The sequence below is a fragment of the Aeromonas sp. 25-248 genome (assembly GCF_053005425.1).
In genome coordinates this window covers 205,648-222,519 of record NZ_JBRKTB010000001.1, presented here as the reverse complement: position 1 = coordinate 222,519, position 16,872 = coordinate 205,648, and the positions used below count along the sequence as shown (strand labels likewise).

Genomic DNA, 16,872 nt, shown 5'->3' with positions numbered 1-16,872 from the left:
CCTTCGGGGCCTTGCTTGCAGTCTGCTTGCCAGCCATTGAGCGATGGGGCCTGGAGTTTTGGCATCACTTCGATGCTGTCCGGATCAACACCCTGAGCGGTGCCTTTGTGGCGTTTCTGCTGACCGGGATTGTGCTGCATCGCTTCCTGCGCTATCCGGGCGCGAGTCCCGTGGCCTACATGATCCCCACGGTGACCACCCTCTATGGTGCCCTGGTCGGCATTCTCTTCTTCCTGCGGCTGCCTTACAGCCGCCAGGTATTGTTCGAGTCGTATCTGGTTGCCTTGCTCTGCTGCTGGCTGGCCTACTTCATTGGCCGCCGTTACCGGACCCCCAAATATGCCTTGCTGCCCTTTGGGGACTATCAGGCCCTGACCCGGCACGAGTGTGTGCAGTGGCGTCTGCTGGACAAACCCGATCTCGGGGCCGTGCGTTATGACGCCGTGGTGGCAGATCTTCGGGATGAGAAGCTGGCGGGTGAGTGGGAGCGTTTCCTGGCGCGCTGCGCCCTGGCGCACATTCCCGTCTATCACATCAAGCAGATCAGCGAGACCCTGACCGGGCGCGTGAAGATCGACCATCTCCACGAGAACCAGCTTGGTTCCCTCTTGCCGTCCCCCGTCTATGCCTTCATCAAACGGGGAATGGACATTCTGGCCGCGTTGATCGCGATCCCGCTGTTCTCCCCCCTGATGCTGGTGACGGCGATCCTCATCAAGCTGGAGAGTCCGGGCCCCGTGATGTTCCTGCAAAACCGGGTAGGGAAGGGGAACAAGGATTTTCGCATCTACAAGTTCCGCAGCATGTGCAAGGATTCGGAAAAAGCCGGCGCCCAGTTTGCCCAGGACGGTGACATGCGCGTCACCCGGGTTGGCAAGGTGATCCGCAAGCTGCGCATCGACGAGCTGCCGCAGTTCTTCAACGTCCTTAAAGGGGACATGAGCCTGATTGGGCCAAGACCGGAGCAGCGCACGTTCGTCGATCAGTTCGAACGGGAGATCCCGTTTTACATGTACCGTCACATCGTGCGGCCTGGGATCAGTGGCTGGGCCCAGGTGGTCCACGGTTATGCCGCCGATGCCGATGATACCCGCATCAAGATCGAGCACGATTTTTACTACATCAAGCACTTCTCCCTCTGGCTGGATGTGCTCATCGTGTTCAAGACCATCCGCACCATCCTGACCGGTTTTGGCGCGCGGTAATCCCGATGCGGATCTTGTTGCTGGGGGCTCGTGGCCAGTTGGGACGAGCCCTTTTTTCTGCCCTGTGCCGGGATTATCCCCATTGGCAGGTGACGGCCCTTGGCAGGGATGCGTGTGATATCACCGACCCCGGTGCGCTGATCTGCGCCCTGAACCGCCATCAGCCTGATGTCATCCTCAACGGTGCGGCCTATACGGCAGTCGATCTCGCACAGAGCCAGCCCGAGCTGGCAGAGCGTATCAATCATCAGGCCGTCGCACTGCTTGCCCGGGAAGCCGGTGCCAGGGGGGCGCTGCTAGTGCATTTTTCCACCGACTATGTGTTCGATGGCTCCGGCAGCGCTCCCTGGCGCGAGGTGGATGTGCCTGCCCCGCTCAATGTCTACGGTGCCAGCAAGCTGGCCGGAGAGCAGGCCATTCAGAGCCTGTGTCCCCATCATCTGATCGTGCGCACCAGCTGGGTTTATGGTGGGGAAGGGGCACACTTCGCCCGAGCCATCTTGCGCCGTGCCAACGAGGGCCAGCCCCTTGAGGTGGTGGCGGATCAGTGGGGGGCGCCGACCCAGGTGGACTGGCTGGCAACGTCTGTTCTCCTGGCGCTGAAACAGGTCGTGAAGGCGCCAGACAAGGGCGGCCTCTATCATCTCTGCCCCGCAGGCGAGACGAGCTGGCATGGCTTTGCATCGGCCCTGGTTGAGGAAGGCTGTCGGCTTGGTCTGCTGGCGCAGCCCGTTCCGATAAAACCCATTCCATCTGCAAACTGGCCCCAGGCAGCCCGTCGGCCATCCAACTCCAGGCTCGATTGTCGACGGTTTGCCACTGTGTTCGGGATCCAGATCCCGGCCTGGGAAGGGCTGATGAGCCGCTGGCTTGCCAGTCAGTGTGAAGGTGAATGATGTGACGCGTGTCTTGATGGCTCTCCGTTCTCCTCTGGAGGTGTTCCATGCACCAGCGTAAAGGCATTATCCTGGCCGGGGGATCCGCCACCCGTCTCTATCCGGCGATGCTGGCCATCAGCAAGCAACTGCTGCCGGTCTATGACAAGCCCATGATCTATTACCCCCTCTCAACCCTGATGCAGGCGGGGATCCGTGAGATTCTCATCATCAGCACGCCGCTGGATCTGTCCCGCTTCGAGCTGCTGCTGGGGGATGGCAGCCAGTGGGGGATGCAATTTTGCTACGCGGTGCAGGAAGAGCCTGCCGGGCTGGCCCAGGCGCTGCTCATTGCGAAGCCCTTTCTGGCCGGCAGCCCCTGCTGCCTCATTCTGGGGGACAACATCTTCTATGGCACCGAGCTGCCCCGCCAGTTGCAGCGCGCGAGCGCCAAGACGCAAGGCGCCACCCTGTTTGCCTATCATGTACAGGATCCAGAACGTTACGGTGTGCTGGGGTTCGACGGCGAGGGGCGGGTCGAGTCGATCGTCGAGAAGCCGGCATCTCCTGCCAGTCAATATGCGGTGACGGGCATCTATTTCTACGATGCCACGGCAAGCGAGATTGCTCGGGGCCTGCGCCCTTCGTCACGGGGAGAGCTCGAGATCACCGATGTCAATCTCCATTATCTGGCACAGCAAAGTCTGGAGGTCTGTTTCATGGGGCGTGGTGCTGCCTGGCTGGATACCGGGACCCATGACAGCCTGCAGGAGGCGAGCAGCTTCATCCAGACCCTGGAGAAACGCCAGGGGCTCAAGGTGGCCGCTCCGGAGGAGATCGCCTGGCGCCAGGGCTGGATCTCTGACGAGGCGCTGGCGTCACTGGCACAGCCACTGGCAAAAAGCGGGTATGGCGCCTATCTGTTGCGTCTGTTGCAAGAGCCCTTTGGCAAAATGCACCCCGATTGGGATTGATAAGGCACTCCATTGAGTGATATATCCTTGCCCATTATTCCAAAGAAAACACCTATGCACTTTATTTCATTGAAGATTCCGGATGTTATCCAGATCCGTCACCAGCGTCATCCAGATGAGCGGGGCGACTTCATGGAGCTGTTTCGCCACGATCTTTTCACCCGCAGGTGCGGTGATTTTTGCTTCGTTCAGGACAATCTGAGTCGTTCCCGACAAGGGACGCTACGGGGCCTGCATTATCAACGCCAGCGGCCCCAGGGCAAGCTGATACAGGTGCTGGCAGGCACCATCTTCGACGTGGCCGTCGATGTGCGCGCCGGGAGCCCGACCCTGGGCCAGTGGGTGGGGGTGTCGCTCTCGGCCGAAGAGGGAACCTCCCTCTGGATCCCGCCAGGTTTTGCCCACGGTTTTTATGTTCAGAGCGAATGGGCCCAGGTGCTTTACAAATGCACCGATTATTACGCTCCCGAGCTGGAAGCCTCCCTTCACTGGTCGGATCCTACACTGGCTATTGAGTGGCCCCTCATGGACAATGTGCCATTACGCTTGTCGGAGAAAGACCGTCACGCCCCCCTCTGGCAATCACCTCATCTTCAGAGCCCGATATGAACAAACAAGTATTCGATAATTCAGACAGTCAGTTGCCCCAGGGTTGGCAAGCCTCTTCCGGTGATGAAATCGATCTGCGTGAGCTGATCCTGGTCCTGTGGCGCCAGAAGCTCCTTGTCCTGCTGACGGCAGGTCTCTTTGCCCTGGCTGGTATCGCTTATGCCCTCCTGGCCCCCCAGGTCTGGGTCAGCCAGGCCGAGATCAAGTCGCCCACCCTCAAGGAGATGGAGTCCCTCGAGCTCAACATCAACCAGCTGGTCAATGCTCAGGTACCGGTAGCGGCTTTTACTGCCTTTGACAAGAAGGCGCTCTATGGCGACTTCGTCAACAACTTCAACAGCTTCAACAACAAACGCCAGTTCCTGCTGGAAAGAGGCTATCTGGATGCCGAAGCCGCGCAGGCCGACGTCACAGATCCCAAAGGCAAGCGGCTGCTGCTCAAGAAGATGGCCGAGGGGATCAGCGCCAAGGCGCCGGACAAGTTGCGTGAAGATGTGACGCTCTCCTTTGCCGCGGCCACGGCGGGGGAGGCCAAATCCCGGCTGGAGCAGTACATCGCCTTTATCCAGCATCAGGAGTCGGCGGCCAAGGGCAAGGAGCTGTATACCATCTGGCAGAATCGCATCAAGACGCTGCAGACCCAGTTCGAGAGTGCCAAGGCCGATACCCTCAAGCAGTTGCAAGACGATATTCTGCGTACCGAATATGGTCTGCGCATTACACAGGCGGCCGGGCTGGAGGCGCCGGTGCAGAATCTGCAGGAGCAGGGGAGCCTTCCCATCGATCTGGGGGCGCGCGCCCTCGCCGAGAAGCTCAAGATCCTCAAGGAGATCAAGAACCCCGAGTTCCTCAACCCGGCGCTGAGCGACCTGCGCCTGCAGTTGGGCAGCCTTCAGGCCATCAAGCTTGAAGCACAGCCCTTCCAGTCGTTCGCCTATCTGGCTTCGCCGAGTGAGCCCCTGAGCCGCGAACAGCCCAAGCGCCCTCTGGTGGTGGTGCTGGCTACCCTGCTCGGCGGCATGCTGGGGGTGGGCATCGTGCTGGTGCGCCATGCGTTTCGCCGACCGGAATCGGCACAAGGATGATTGAAGTGAACAAGGGGGGCTCTGCCCCCCTTCATGTATGGCGTGTCGGAAGAAAACGAGCATGAGCATGACACAACAGGGAGCAGTGACGGTGACGTCGACGACTGGGATATTGGGGGTTGTCAGCCTCCTTTACTGGTTGCTTGGCATGCATTTTTTCATGCACAACCCGGGCGGGGCAGGGCTCTATCTGCCGTTCAATGCCTGGGGCTGGATCTTCGCCAGCCTGGTGATGGCACTGGGGCTGTGGCATGTGACCCTCAGCCAGCGGCTGGTGGTCTCGCCGCTGCTGACGGCCCAGTGGCTGGGGGGCCTCTTGTTGTTGCTGCCCATGGCCTATCCGGGAGCCGAGCTCAAGGACTATGCCATTCCCCGGCTGCTGGGGCTGTTTGCCGGCCTGCTGTTTCTGGCAAGCCTCTATCAGTGGCGATTCGGCCGCGAGGGGCGAGACAGGCTGCTCTATCTGCTGCTGGGGGCCGTTGCTATCGAGGCGCTGCTCGGCCTGGTGCAGTATTACCTGCTGGTGCCGGGCAACTGGATTGGGTACGACACCCAGACCAACCGCCCCTATGGCATCTTCCAGCAACCCAACGTGATGGCGAGCTTCATGGCGACCGGCCTGTCACTGGCCATCTGGCTGGAGCTGCGCGGTGATGCCAACCCCTGGCTCAAGGGGCTGCGCTATGGGGTGATCCTGGCCACTTCTCTGCTGCTGGTGGTCCTGCAATCGCGGGTCGGGCAACTGGGCGGCGTGATGGCTCTCTTGCTGCTGTCCGCCCAGCTGGGGCGTGAGCGGCGGCTGGGCCGGATGCTCGCGCTGGTGGCCCTGGGCATTCTGCTTGGGCTGGCCTCGCAATACCTGATGGCCGGAGCCAGACGAGGGCTGGAGATCTACCAGTCCGGTGGCATGCGCTCCATCTACTGGCCCTACGCAGCCAAGCTGATTGCCCAGATGCCCTGGACCGGTTGGGGTTATGGCAGCTTCGAGTCGGTGTTTCTCCATCACTACATGGCCGACAAGGCGCTGAACCCGGCCATGGTGCAGATTGAGTACAACCTGGATCACCCCCACAACGAGTTTCTCTACTGGGCGGTTGAAGGGGGTCTGGCACCCATGCTGGGCATGGTGCTGATGGGCGGAGCCCTGCTGTGGCGTCTGAGCCGGGCGGGCTGGGTCAAGGGCGCCGCCTTGCTTGCGCTGGTGACCCCCATCTTGCTGCACACCCAGACCGAGTACCCCTTTTACCACGCCATCGCCCTGTGGTGGGCGCTGCTGCTGCTTCTGTATGCGATGGATGCGGAGGTGGAGGAGCAAGACCACGGCAACTGGCGCGACCATCTGTGCCGCCCCTGGTTGCTGCTGCGCTTCATGGCCATCGCCATTCCCCTGATCGTCATCCCCTTCATGCTGACCACCCTGCATACCGCCTGGGTGGTGACCAAGTATGAGCGGGGCGGTTACAAGCAGCCTGCACTCCTGCTCGACATCGTCAACCCCATGGCCTGGCTGACCCGGGTGGAGTTCGACGTGAACGCGGTGCGCCTCATGGTCGGTCTGCAGGCCAACAACAAGGCGGAGCTTGAAGCCTACCTCGACTGGGGGCAGGCCTTCGTGCGCCATACCCCGAGGGCCAACATCTACGCCAACATGGTGATCGCCCTCAATGCCCTGGGGCGCACGGCGGAGGCCGACAACCTGCGGGCAAGCGCCCTGATGCTCTATCCGGGTGAGCCTTTGCTCACCGTGTCGGCCGCAAGAAAGGTGGCCGCGACCCTGGAGCGCAAGCCCTCTTCGTGAGGGCCGTTTCAATCTGTCTACCATCACGGCCGCCTTTGCGGCCGTGATGGTTCTTGTGCCCGCCTCGTTGAAGGGGGAGGGGGCTTGTTGCCAAAGAGGTTCCCGGCCATCCGTCCACCTCGCCGCGCACCGCGGCCGTTTTGCTGTACAAGGTTGCAGCAAGGGTTTCATCGGCTCGCAAAAATGGGGTTATCTGCTGGACGGCGCAAGCGCCTTGGTTAAGATAACCGTCTTAACGTCTTGTTTGGCAAGGGAGTATGACATGGAGATAGTACTAGGCCCATTAGAGGCCCGCGTGATCGGCTGCCTGATTGAGAAAGAGATCTGTACGCCGGATCAGTACCCTCTCTCGCTCAATGCACTGGTCAATGCCTGCAACCAGAAGAGCAACCGGGAACCCGTGCTGGAGCTCGCCGAGCTGGATATTCGCGCCGTGATCGACGAGCTGATCCGCCGCCGTCTGGTGGTCAATACCGCCGGTTTCAACGCCAGGGTGCCCCGCTATCAGCATCGTTTCTGCAATACCGAGTTCGGCGAGCTGAAGTTCTCGGCCCAGGAGCTCGGCATTATCTGCGAACTCTTGTTGCGTGGTCCGCAGACCCCGGGTGAGCTGCGTTCGCGCACCAACCGGCTGTGCAGCTTTGACGATGTGACCGAAGTGGATGCGGTGCTGGCCACTCTCATCGAGCGGGGGCCCTATGTGGTGAAGCTGCCCCGTGAGCCGGGCAAGCGGGAATCCCGCTACGCGCACCTGTTCAGTGGCGAGGTGGATCTGCAGGCGCTGGCCGACGCGGCGCCCGCTGGCAACCTTGTGTCACCGGCGGCAGACAGACTGGCAGCGCTCGAGGAAGAGGTCGAGCACCTCAAGGGGCAGTTGCAGGGGCTGGAAGCCCGTCTGGCCCGGCTGGAAGGCTGAGCCAACAATCTGTTTCCAGAAGGCGCTGCGGCGCCTTTTTTGATGACCGCGCCCCTCCTGTGGCCCGTTGCCCGGTGGCAGGGACGAGTGCCCTGTCAGCCCTGTCGCTCGTGTACCCATCAAAGGCGCCAGCTTTTTTGCACTATTTCGCGCTTAAAGGTCGAGCCGCCGCCGCTTTCCCGTTAAAATTCCGCCTTTGCACTTGCCCGTGAGTTCTGATGTCAGCCTTCACCCTCTCTTCAGATTGCCATGCCCTGCTGTGCGAGCTGCAATTGCAGCGCGCCGCCAGCACTCGTTACCTGCAAGACACCCTCTATGCCCCGGGCGCACCCGGGCGTGCGCTGCTCGATACCCTCGATCAGTTGCAGCAGTGGGGGCTTGTCCGTCAACGAACGGAGCAGCAGTGGAGTCTGACGGCAGAGGGAACCCTGACCCTGATCCTGGCGGTGCGTGCGGGGGAGTGCCCCATGCCGCAGTGGTCCCGCATCCCCTCGGTCACGGGCCTGGAGCGGGCACAGGAGGTGGTGCGCGAGCTCTGTCTGGGAGACGCGGGGCAGATCCCGGCCTATTACCAGAGTGCCGAACTCCTGAGCCTCCTGGATCTCCCCGATGCTCCCCGCCTGCTGGCAGGCTCCAGCCCCGCCTGGCAGGCCCTGCTGCTCGAGCACTTCGCCTTGCAGGCCCTGCTTGACGCAGAGCCTGACGAGGGCTGGCCGCTGGCAACGCTGGTTGCCTCCTGCTCCCCGGCGCTCTCTGGCCAGATCCAGGCTCGCGCCCAAGAATGGGAGTGGCTCTGCGGCCCCTTTGGCGGCGAGGTAACCACTCACTGGCCTGCGCTGCAACAACTGGCGCAGAAAGGGGATGAGCAACCCCTGGCCGAGCGGCTGCTGGGGGCGCTTGGCCAGTGGCAGGGGCAAGAGGCGTCGCCCTGGCCCCGGATGTTCAGCGCCCTGCTCTGGCTCGGCTGGTTGCAACAGGCAGATCCGGTGCAGGGGAGCGAGCAGCGCAAGAAGTGGCAGCGCAGTCTGGGCCATCACTCCCCCCTGCTGGCCGATCTGCTGGGGCAGTGGGCCGGAGATCGCCACGGCCAGGCGGTCGGCCTGTTCGATACCCTGCAACTGCCGCTGGAGGAGCTCCACTGGGGTTACCTCTGGCTCGATCTCTGCGCCCTGGCGCGCCACGGCGAGCAGAGCCCCCAGGTGACCATCTTGCACAAGTGGGACCTCTCCCACGTGCTGGACGCCGAGCCCCGGCATCGACTGATGGCCTTCTGCCAGGATCTGCTGCGACTCCTGCTGGGCCGGGAGGCCGCCCATTGGCCCCTGCGCGCGCTGCGTCCTGCTCAAGGGGAGGAAGAGGATGCCACCGAGGAGGAAGGCAAGGCCCCCGCCTCGGCAAGCTGGCTCAACTGGCTGCAGGGGTTGGGACGCTCGAGCGGGGTACGCAAGCCCCAGGAGCGGCTGGTCTGGCTGCTCCACGCAGAGGGGCCTGAGCTTGAGTGCAAGATCCAGAAGCAGAGCACCAAGGGGGAGTGGACCGCCGGGCGAAGGGTCGATCCGGCTCTGCTTTCCACCCAGTACGCCAGCCTGCTGGACGAGGCGGACTGGGCACTGGTGCGCACCCTGCCGCGCAACATGGGCAAGCTGCCCCGGGATGCCTGGGTGCCCCTGGCAAACCATCCTCGCCTCTTCAATGCCAAGGGGCAGAAGCTGCAACTGGCCGTCAGCGCCCCCCTGCTGCAACTGGTACAGAGCGGGGAGGGCATGAGTGCCAGACTACATCCTGCTCCCGCCGCCCGCGGTGCGCACATCGTCCCTCTGGCTCAGGATTTGTGGCAGCTTATTCTGACACCGCAGGCACTGCTGGACAGATTACCGGCCCTGGAGGCCATTCCGGCATTGCCGCCGGCCGGGCTCGAGGAGCTGCAACGCACGCTGGATGCGATCCCCGATCTCCCCTGGCACAGCCAGGTGGCGGGGCTCAGAGGCAATGCCGAGCTGGCCCCCTGGCCCGGCGTTCCCTCCGTCCTGCTCGACTGGCAGGAGGGGCAGCTCGTGGTCCAGCTGGTGACCCGGGAGGGGGACCTGCCTCCCTTGCCTCTGGGCAAGGGGGAGGCCATCGTGCGCCAGGGTATCCGGGAGTATCACTACTGGCAGCGGGATCTGGCTGCCGAGAAAGAGGATGCCCAGCGCCTTCGCAACCAGTTGCCCATCGGCCTGCCCGGCAACGAGTGGAAGCTGGACGGGGAGCAGGCGCTCACCCTGGTCAACGCCCTGCCGGAGCTGGTGGACGCCGGTGTGGTGGTGCACTGGCACCAGGACAGCGCCCGCCTCAAGAGCCTCGATGAGGCGGCCCTGAGCCTGCGCATCGAGCGGCGTCAGGACTGGTTCCAGGTGGAGGGCGCGCTCTCGCTGGACGAGCACCAGATCCTCGATCTTCGCCTCATCCTGCGCCAGCTGACCCCGGGCCAGCGCACGGTGCAGCTCGACGAGAAGACCAGCCTGATGCTGAGCGACAAGCTGGTGGAACGCCTCACCGTGCTCGGCGCCATGCTGGACAACGAGCAGCGCATCAACAACAAGCTGGCCTATCCGCTGGCCCGCCTGCTCTCCGTCATCACCACCGAGGGGGATGCCGCCTGGCAGAATCTCCAGCAGGAGTGGCAGCAGGAGGTGAGCTGTCCCCCCGAGCTGCTGACGGCGCTGCGGGACTATCAGAAGGAGGGGGTACGCTGGATGGCGACCCTGGCCCATCACGGCTTTGGCGCCTGTCTGGCCGATGACATGGGCCTGGGCAAGACCTTGCAGGCCCTCATCGTGCTGCGCATGCGCCAGCACTTGGGCCCGGCGCTGGTGGTGGTGCCCAAGTCAGTGGTCACCAACTGGCAGGAGGAGGTGGCCCGCTTTGCCCCCGAGCTCGAGGTGGTGGTGTTCGACCATCCCGCCGAGCGGGAGACCCTGATCCAGGGGGCCAGGGCCGGACAGCTCGTCCTGGTCAACTACGGCATGCTCGGCAGTCTCTCCCAGGCGCTCAAGTCCCGCCGCTGGTCGAGCATGGTGCTGGACGAGGCACAGCAGATCAAGAATGCCGGTACCCAGCGCGCCAAGCTGCTGTTCCAGCTCGACGGGGATTTTCGCCTCGCCCTCTCCGGCACCCCCATCGAGAACCATCTGGGGGAGCTGTGGAGCCTGTTCAGCTTCATCAATCCCGGCCTGCTCGGGAGCCTCGGGGAGTTCAAGCGCCGCTTTGGCAAGGCGGTCAAGGATCCCCAGCACATGGCGATGCTGCGGGCGGTGATCAGCCCCTTCATCCTGCGCCGCCTCAAGCAACAGGTGCTGACGGAGCTGCCGGACAAGACCGAGATCATCCATCACATCAGCCTCTCCCCCGAGGAGCGTCAGCTCTACGAGGCGACCCGGCGCGAGGTGGTGCAGCAGGTGCAAAGTGCCGATGGCCGTGCCCTGATGCATGTGCTGAGCGGCCTGACCCGGCTGCGCCGACTCTGCTGCTCCCCCCAGCTGGTGATGCCGGAGTGGTCCCAGACCAGCAGCAAACTGGACGAGGCGATGGCGCTGCTGGACGAAGCCATCGATGGTGGCCACCGGGTGCTGGTGTTCAGCCAGTTTGTCGATCTGCTGAGCCTGCTGCGCAGCCGTATCGAACAGCGGCAGTGGGACTACTGCTATCTGGATGGGGGCTGCTCGGCCAAGTCCCGTCAGGAGTCCATCCTGCGTTTTCGCCACGAAGCGGTGCCACTCTTCCTCATCAGCCTCAAGGCGGGGGGGACGGGCCTCAACCTGACCCAGGCCGACACCGTGCTGCACCTCGATCCCTGGTGGAACCCGGCGGTGGAGGATCAGGCGAGCGATCGGGCGCACCGCATGGGCCAGACCCAGCCGGTGACCGTCTATCGCCTGGTGTGCGAGCAGACGGTGGAGGAGAAGATAGTGGCGCTGCACGACGAGAAGCGGGCACTGGCCGACGGCCTCCTGAGCGGCCAGTCCGAGGTGAAGGGGCTGGATGTGGAGAGCCTGCGGGCACTGCTGATGAGCTGACGGCGATGGGCTGTCGCCCGATGTGACAAGGGGAGCATCCGTGATGCTCCCCTTGTCGTTTGTGGCGGTGCCGAGCCTGCGCTACCCCTGATAGAGGTAGAGGTGCAGCCGCTCTATGATGGGGTCACCGCCAATCTTGCGATCCCGGCGTGCCTGGCGGAGCTTGGGCGGGTAGTGGCCCAGATGGGTGACGGCCGGCTGGGTATCGGAGCAGAGCAGCAGGGGAAGGCTCGCCTTGATCTGCTGCTTGCGGGGCTCCCTGTCCTGCCAGAGCAGGTTGATCATGGGGTGGGTCTTGACCGGCCTGCGGATCCGCAGGGCCGCATCCGCCGGCAGGCGGCGAATGTCGTATACCTCCTGATCCACCATCTTGCTCCACTCTTCGTTGTCAAAGAGCGCCGGTACATATCGGCGGCTGCGCTCCAGCATCTCCAGTACCTGCTCCCGGCTGAGGCGGCTGATGCTCTGCTTGTCGGCCCAGGTGAAGCCCAGCGAATGCAGATCCCCCTGAAGCCAGGTCAGCTTGCGATAGACCTGCAGGGTGATGACACCGGGCAGGGCACCGTGCACCAGCTCGAACTTCTCGTCCCGCCCGCCCGCCGCCTGCACCATGGCCTTGAAGGCGAGCTTGTGCGCGTTGATCTCCTCGATGACGGGGGCCAGCTCCCTGGCGCTGGCGGCAGGAAAGCGCAGCCAGCCGGGCAGACGGTGGGTCGCCTTGGTGGAGCAGCCGGGGCGGGCGCAGTGGTCCTGAAAGGCGGCGAGGGTGGCGGCCAGGGCCGCCTCGCCCGAGAGATAGCCCACCTCGATGGCCTCGATGGGCTCATGCTCTTCCCCCTGGGCCACGGCCGGGAGGGGATAGACATGAGCCTCCAGCAGGTCGAGCTGGCCCAGTTGCCGGGCAAGGCGTGCCAGCGACGCCTCCAGCAGGGCCATCTGTTGACGCAGGGCGGCGGTGGGGGTAAAGGTGTCCATCGGCAGATCCTGTGTGTGCCGCTCCCCTGTTCAGCATGATATTGGGGCAGTGTGGGGAGGCAGCATGATAAACCACTGTATAAATAACCATACCAGTATGATGGCAGGGTGCCAAGTGTCCGGTGCCACCCTGACGATGGGGGTGACATGGGGGGCATCCGGTTCAGGTTGCCTGTTCGTATCTTTTTGTTAAATAACGATCTTGTTGCGATCTATTTGTTAACAAACCCTGGTGGCCGAGAGTTTGCACCCTGCTGACTCGGCGTCGTGCCGTGCATAGCTAGCGTGGGAAAGTGCATAGTTAGAAGTGGGTGGCGCAGGAGAAAATGCTGTCAGGCTGCCAGGGGGAAAGTTTCAGCATTATTTCATTTTAAAATCATATGGTTATGGTTATTTCCTTGGCGATATCAACCATTACTTTTACTAATGTCATGTATCAAAATTCGTCAATTGAGGCACCTCCCCGCCCTGACTAAGCTTTGCGCATCAAATCCGAGCCTTGCGCAGAACGAGAGAGAGGAGCCATATCATGGCCAACATGACTTATACCGAAGCCGGTTACCAGCATTCCAGCGAATCGAATCTGGTTGCTCGCGTCAAGATGACCGTCCTGACCTGGCTGGAACGCAGCCGCAGCCGTCGCCAGCTCTCCGAGCTGCCCGCCTACCTGCTCAAGGACATCGGTCTGAACGAAGCCGACCGCTATCAAGAGACCACCAAGCCGTTCTGGCGTGGTTGATCAGCCGGGCATGGATGCCTTGTTTTTCTGCTGATCCCAGGGGCATGCTGCCCGCCTGTCTGCCGAAGACATGCTGTCTTCACCTGCCGATACCCGTTCACCGCTTTCCCTCTTCCGTGTTTCCCCCCGCTTGATCCTGTTGCATGAGTTGTCACTCATTCTCGCCATTTTTGTATCCTTACTGTTTGAATTTGTTTAAAAACTGATTTTAAGCCCGGTTGCCTTGCGTATAATCCGGCCATGGCATTCCAGACTAAAGGGTGAGACGGATGATTCCCCAGCATGACTTTTTGGCCCTGACGCGCCGCCATGAGTGGCAGCTCGAGCCTTTCGCCTTCAATCTGACCGACGGTACCCGGGTGAGCGTGTGGGATACCGGCGTGATCTGCCTGGAACCCGCTTCCGAGGCGGGGCAACCCGGGCACAAGGACATCGTCCTCTCCTGCGGCATCCACGGCAACGAGACAGCCCCCATCGAGATCTGCAACCAGTTGCTGACCCGGTTGCTCGCAGAGGAGCTCAAGGTTCGTCACCGGGTGCTCTTCCTCTTTGGCAACCCCGCCGCCATGAACCAGGGGGTGAGGGAGGTGGAAGAGAACATGAACCGCCTCTTCTCGGGCGCCCACAGCAAGGGGGAGGGGCTGTGCAACCGGGAGCGCATCCGCGCCATGCGTCTGGAGCAGTATGTGAGCCGCTTCTTTGCCGACTCGGGCAGGCCCCGTTACCACTACGATCTCCATACCGCCATTCGCGGCTCGCGCCACGAGAAGTTTGCCGTCTATCCCTTTCCCCACGAACGCCCCCACTGCAAGGAGCAGGTACGTTTCCTCGGTGCCTGCGGCGTGCGCACCATACTGCTCTCGAGCGGCCCGACCACCACCTTCAGCTATTACAGCTCGCACCAGCACGGCGCCCATGCCTTTACGGTGGAGCTGGGCAAGGTGCGGCCCTTCGGTGAAAACGACATGACCCGCTTCATCGAGGTGCGCCAGACATTGCAGGAGCTGGTGACCCAGGATGAGGTGGCCCTCGAGCCATGGCGAGCCGATGACTTCACCCTTTTTGCCATAGATCGGGTGATCAACAAGCAGTCGGAGCAGTTCCGCTTCCTGTTTGCCAGCGATGTGGACAATTTCACCGAATTTCCCCAGGGTTTTGTGCTGGCAGAAGATGGGGATCGGCAATACAGGGTAGAGAAACCGCGGGAGGCGGTGGTCTTCCCCAACGCCAACGTGGCCATCGGACAGCGCACCATGTTGCTGGTGGTACCCACCCGTTTGTGGGAGTGAATTGACGCCTTTTTGTCATGCTGATCCTGCGCCACGGGCGGTGGCAAGCAGCATGGCGGTGATGGGTATGATCCCGAACTCGATATGACAGGGAGCCTGAACAGGCTCCCTTCTTTGTTTATGCTCGCCGAAAATTCCGATTACCTTCGAAAATAAAAGAAGTTTCTACTGGTCTTACCTGGATGAATCTCGTTGCCCTCTGGTTAACATGTTGTTTACATTTTAAATGTCACCTCATGGTGGTGACGCTGACAACGGCAAGGAGCCAGTTATGACCCATGTCGACATCCCCTTCCTTCGTTACCTCGATGAGGAGGGGCGCCCGGTCGCGACACTGCCGACCTGGCTGGACAAGGCGATGCTGCACACCTTCTACCGCAACATGGTGATGGTGCGCAGTTACGACAAGAAAGCGATAGCACTGCAGCGAACCGGCAAACTCGGCACCTTTCCCTCCCATCTCGGGGCGGAAGCGGTGGGGATCGGGGTCGGGCTCGCCATGCAGCCAGAGGATGTCTATGTGCCCTACTACCGGGACATGCCCACTCTCTACGTGAGGGGCGTGCCCATGGAGCAGAACCTGCAGTATTGGGGCGGCGATGAACGGGGCAGCGTCTTCTACAAGGCCGATGGCGAGTTGTCGGAAGACTTGCCCATCTGCGTTCCCATCGCCACCCAGATCACCCATGCTGCCGGCATCGCGGCCGCCTTCAAGCTGCGCAACCAGCCCAGGGTCGCCGTGGTGACCATCGGCGATGGCGGCACCTCCAAGGGAGACTTTCTCGAGGGGCTCAACTGTGCCGGTGTCTGGCATCTCCCCATGGTGATGATCATCAACAACAACCAGTGGGCCATCTCGGTGCCGCGCAAGTTGCAGTCGAGCGCGCCCACCCTGGCCCAGAAGGGCATAGGGGCCGGGGTGCGCAGCCTCCAAGTGGACGGCAATGACGTGGTGGCGGTCTATGAGGCGACCCGCGCCGCCGTCGAGCGGGCTCGCAGCGGCAAGGGGCCGACGCTCATCGAAGCCGTCAGCTACCGGCTCGGGGATCACACCACCGCCGATGATGCGACTCGCTATCGTGACGGCGCCGAGGTGGAAGCGGCCTGGGCCAGGGAGCCGGTCAAGCGGCTGCGCCAGTTCATGTTTGAACGGGGCTGGTGGGACGAGCAGCAGGAACAGGCGCTGCTGGCAGAGGCGGGCCGGGAAGTGGAACGCGCCGTTGCCGCCTATGAGGCCATCACGCCCCAGGCGCCGGAGACCCTGCTCGATTACCAGTTTGCCGAGCTGCCGAAGGCCTATCTTGCCCAGCGCAAGCGCATCATCGCCAAGGGCATGCAGCAGAGCGGGGAGGGACTATGAGCGATATCACGCTGCTCGAAGCGATCAATCTGGCATTGCACCACGAGATGGCACGCGATCCTGATGTGGTGGTACTGGGGGAGGATGTGGGGGTCAACGGCGGTGTGTTTCGCGCCACTGTGGGGCTTCGCGATAAATTCGGGTTCAAGCGGGTCATCGATACGCCGCTGGCCGAAGGACTCATCGCCGGGGTGGCGGTGGGCATGGCGACCCAGGGGCTCAAACCCGTGGCCGAATTCCAGTTCCAGGGCTTCATCTTCCCGGGCATGGAGCAGATCATCTGCCAGGCGGCACGGATGCGAAACCGGACCCGTGGCCGCGTCACCTGTCCCATCGTTTACCGCTCCCCCTACGGCGCCGGCATCCATTCACCCGAGCACCACAGCGAGAGCGTCGAGGCCCTGTTTGCCCATATCCCCGGGCTGCGGGTCGTGATCCCTTCGAGCCCGAAGCGGGCTTACGGCCTGCTGCTGTCGGCCATTCGGGATCCGGATCCCGTGATGTTCTTCGAGCCGGATCGCATCTATCGCTCCATGAAGTCGGATGTGGTGGATGACGGCGTCGGCCTGCCGCTGGATGTCTGCTTCACCCTGCGTCCCGGCCGGGACATCACTGTGGTGGCCTGGGGTGCCTGCATCCAGGAAGTCATGCGTGCGGCGCACCTGCTGGCGGAGCAGGACATCCAGTGCGAGGTGCTGGATCTTGCCACCATCAAACCCCTGGACATGGAGAGCATCCTGACCTCGGTACGCAAGACCGGGAGGCTGCTGGTGGTACACGAAGCCTGTGGCAGTTTCGGGGTGGGTGCCGAAATCGTGTCCCAGGTGACCGAAGAGGCGATGACTGCCCTCAAGGCGCCGCCAAGACGCCTCACCGGCGTGGATGCCGCCGTCCCCTACTATCGCAACGAGGAGTATTACCTCATCACCGAGCAGGAGATCGCGCAGGCGGCTCGGCAACTGATGGAGAACCAGTGGCTATGACGCACGACA

General features: G+C 62.6%; 13 protein-coding genes. 12 read left to right on the top strand and 1 reads right to left on the bottom strand.

Annotated features, from left to right (window positions below; translation table 11 throughout):
• Nucleotides 1-107: 107 nt before the first annotated feature.
• From ACVDHI_RS01080 to ACVDHI_RS01045, 8 genes are all read left to right on the top strand, one after another.
• A complete protein-coding gene (locus ACVDHI_RS01080) occupies nucleotides 108-1,205 on the top strand; it encodes a sugar transferase (RefSeq protein ID WP_231959439.1) in 1,098 nt (365 codons plus the stop codon).
• Nucleotides 1,206-1,210: 5 nt separating this feature from the next.
• Nucleotides 1,211-2,101, top strand: a complete 891-nt coding sequence (rfbD, locus tag ACVDHI_RS01075) for a dTDP-4-dehydrorhamnose reductase (protein WP_447211589.1) — start codon at nucleotides 1,211-1,213, stop codon at nucleotides 2,099-2,101.
• 47 nt (nucleotides 2,102-2,148) lie between these two features.
• A complete protein-coding gene (rfbA, locus tag ACVDHI_RS01070) occupies nucleotides 2,149-3,054 on the top strand; it encodes a glucose-1-phosphate thymidylyltransferase RfbA (protein WP_042017516.1) in 906 nt (301 codons plus the stop codon).
• 54 nt (nucleotides 3,055-3,108) lie between these two features.
• Nucleotides 3,109-3,663: a dTDP-4-dehydrorhamnose 3,5-epimerase gene (gene rfbC / locus ACVDHI_RS01065; RefSeq protein ID WP_042017517.1), complete on the top strand. Its 555-nt coding sequence runs from the start codon at nucleotides 3,109-3,111 to the stop codon at nucleotides 3,661-3,663.
• Entirely contained in the window at nucleotides 3,660-4,748 is a 1,089-nt protein-coding gene (locus ACVDHI_RS01060) for an LPS O-antigen chain length determinant protein WzzB (protein ID WP_447211588.1), read from the top strand. Before rfbC ends, ACVDHI_RS01060 begins: the two co-directional genes overlap by 4 nt.
• A 148-nt stretch (nucleotides 4,749-4,896) precedes the next feature.
• Nucleotides 4,897-6,546, top strand: a complete 1,650-nt coding sequence (locus ACVDHI_RS01055; protein ID WP_447211587.1) for a Wzy polymerase domain-containing protein — start codon at nucleotides 4,897-4,899, stop codon at nucleotides 6,544-6,546.
• A gap of 262 nt (nucleotides 6,547-6,808) precedes the next feature.
• Nucleotides 6,809-7,462, top strand: coding sequence for a YceH family protein (locus tag ACVDHI_RS01050; RefSeq protein WP_039040218.1), 654 nt, complete (start codon nucleotides 6,809-6,811; stop codon nucleotides 7,460-7,462).
• Between the two features lie 218 nt (nucleotides 7,463-7,680).
• Nucleotides 7,681-11,517: a DEAD/DEAH box helicase gene (locus ACVDHI_RS01045; protein ID WP_447211586.1), complete on the top strand. Its 3,837-nt coding sequence runs from the start codon at nucleotides 7,681-7,683 to the stop codon at nucleotides 11,515-11,517.
• A gap of 81 nt (nucleotides 11,518-11,598) precedes the next feature.
• Here ACVDHI_RS01045 and ACVDHI_RS01040 read toward each other — a convergent pair whose 3' ends face one another.
• Nucleotides 11,599-12,492 carry a DNA replication terminus site-binding protein gene (locus ACVDHI_RS01040; protein ID WP_226044033.1) on the bottom strand — a complete coding sequence of 298 codons (894 nt, stop codon included), beginning with the start codon at nucleotides 12,490-12,492 and terminating at the stop codon, nucleotides 11,599-11,601.
• 529 nt (nucleotides 12,493-13,021) lie between these two features.
• Here ACVDHI_RS01040 and ACVDHI_RS01035 point away from each other — a divergent pair.
• The 4 genes from ACVDHI_RS01035 (at nucleotide 13,022) to ACVDHI_RS01020 (ending at nucleotide 16,863) form a co-directional block, all read left to right on the top strand.
• Nucleotides 13,022-13,231: a DUF1127 domain-containing protein gene (locus tag ACVDHI_RS01035; RefSeq protein ID WP_010675316.1), complete on the top strand. Its 210-nt coding sequence runs from the start codon at nucleotides 13,022-13,024 to the stop codon at nucleotides 13,229-13,231.
• Nucleotides 13,232-13,500: 269 nt separating this feature from the next.
• Nucleotides 13,501-14,520 (top strand): succinylglutamate desuccinylase, encoded by a 1,020-nt coding sequence (astE, locus tag ACVDHI_RS01030; protein ID WP_069785276.1) that lies wholly within the window; start codon nucleotides 13,501-13,503, stop codon nucleotides 14,518-14,520.
• Between the two features lie 271 nt (nucleotides 14,521-14,791).
• Entirely contained in the window at nucleotides 14,792-15,880 is a 1,089-nt protein-coding gene (pdhA, locus tag ACVDHI_RS01025; protein ID WP_039040221.1) for a pyruvate dehydrogenase (acetyl-transferring) E1 component subunit alpha, read from the top strand.
• On the top strand, nucleotides 15,877-16,863 hold the full coding sequence (locus ACVDHI_RS01020; protein ID WP_010675313.1) for an alpha-ketoacid dehydrogenase subunit beta: 987 nt from the start codon (nucleotides 15,877-15,879) through the stop codon (nucleotides 16,861-16,863). Before pdhA ends, ACVDHI_RS01020 begins: the two co-directional genes overlap by 4 nt.
• Nucleotides 16,864-16,872: the final 9 nt, after the last annotated feature.

Coding starts and splice junctions, on each gene's coding strand:
- rfbD (WP_447211589.1), top strand. CDS start 1,211: ATGCGGATCTTGTTGCTGGGGGCTCGTGGCCAGTTGGGACGAGCCCTT.
- rfbA (WP_042017516.1), top strand. CDS start 2,149: ATGCACCAGCGTAAAGGCATTATCCTGGCCGGGGGATCCGCCACCCGT.
- rfbC (WP_042017517.1), top strand. CDS start 3,109: ATGCACTTTATTTCATTGAAGATTCCGGATGTTATCCAGATCCGTCAC.
- ACVDHI_RS01060 (WP_447211588.1), top strand. CDS start 3,660: ATGAACAAACAAGTATTCGATAATTCAGACAGTCAGTTGCCCCAGGGT.
- ACVDHI_RS01055 (WP_447211587.1), top strand. CDS start 4,897: ATGCATTTTTTCATGCACAACCCGGGCGGGGCAGGGCTCTATCTGCCG.
- ACVDHI_RS01050 (WP_039040218.1), top strand. CDS start 6,809: ATGGAGATAGTACTAGGCCCATTAGAGGCCCGCGTGATCGGCTGCCTG.
- ACVDHI_RS01045 (WP_447211586.1), top strand. CDS start 7,681: ATGTCAGCCTTCACCCTCTCTTCAGATTGCCATGCCCTGCTGTGCGAG.
- ACVDHI_RS01040 (WP_226044033.1), bottom strand. CDS start 12,492: ATGGACACCTTTACCCCCACCGCCGCCCTGCGTCAACAGATGGCCCTG.
- ACVDHI_RS01035 (WP_010675316.1), top strand. CDS start 13,022: ATGGCCAACATGACTTATACCGAAGCCGGTTACCAGCATTCCAGCGAA.
- astE (WP_069785276.1), top strand. CDS start 13,501: ATGATTCCCCAGCATGACTTTTTGGCCCTGACGCGCCGCCATGAGTGG.
- pdhA (WP_039040221.1), top strand. CDS start 14,792: ATGACCCATGTCGACATCCCCTTCCTTCGTTACCTCGATGAGGAGGGG.
- ACVDHI_RS01020 (WP_010675313.1), top strand. CDS start 15,877: ATGAGCGATATCACGCTGCTCGAAGCGATCAATCTGGCATTGCACCAC.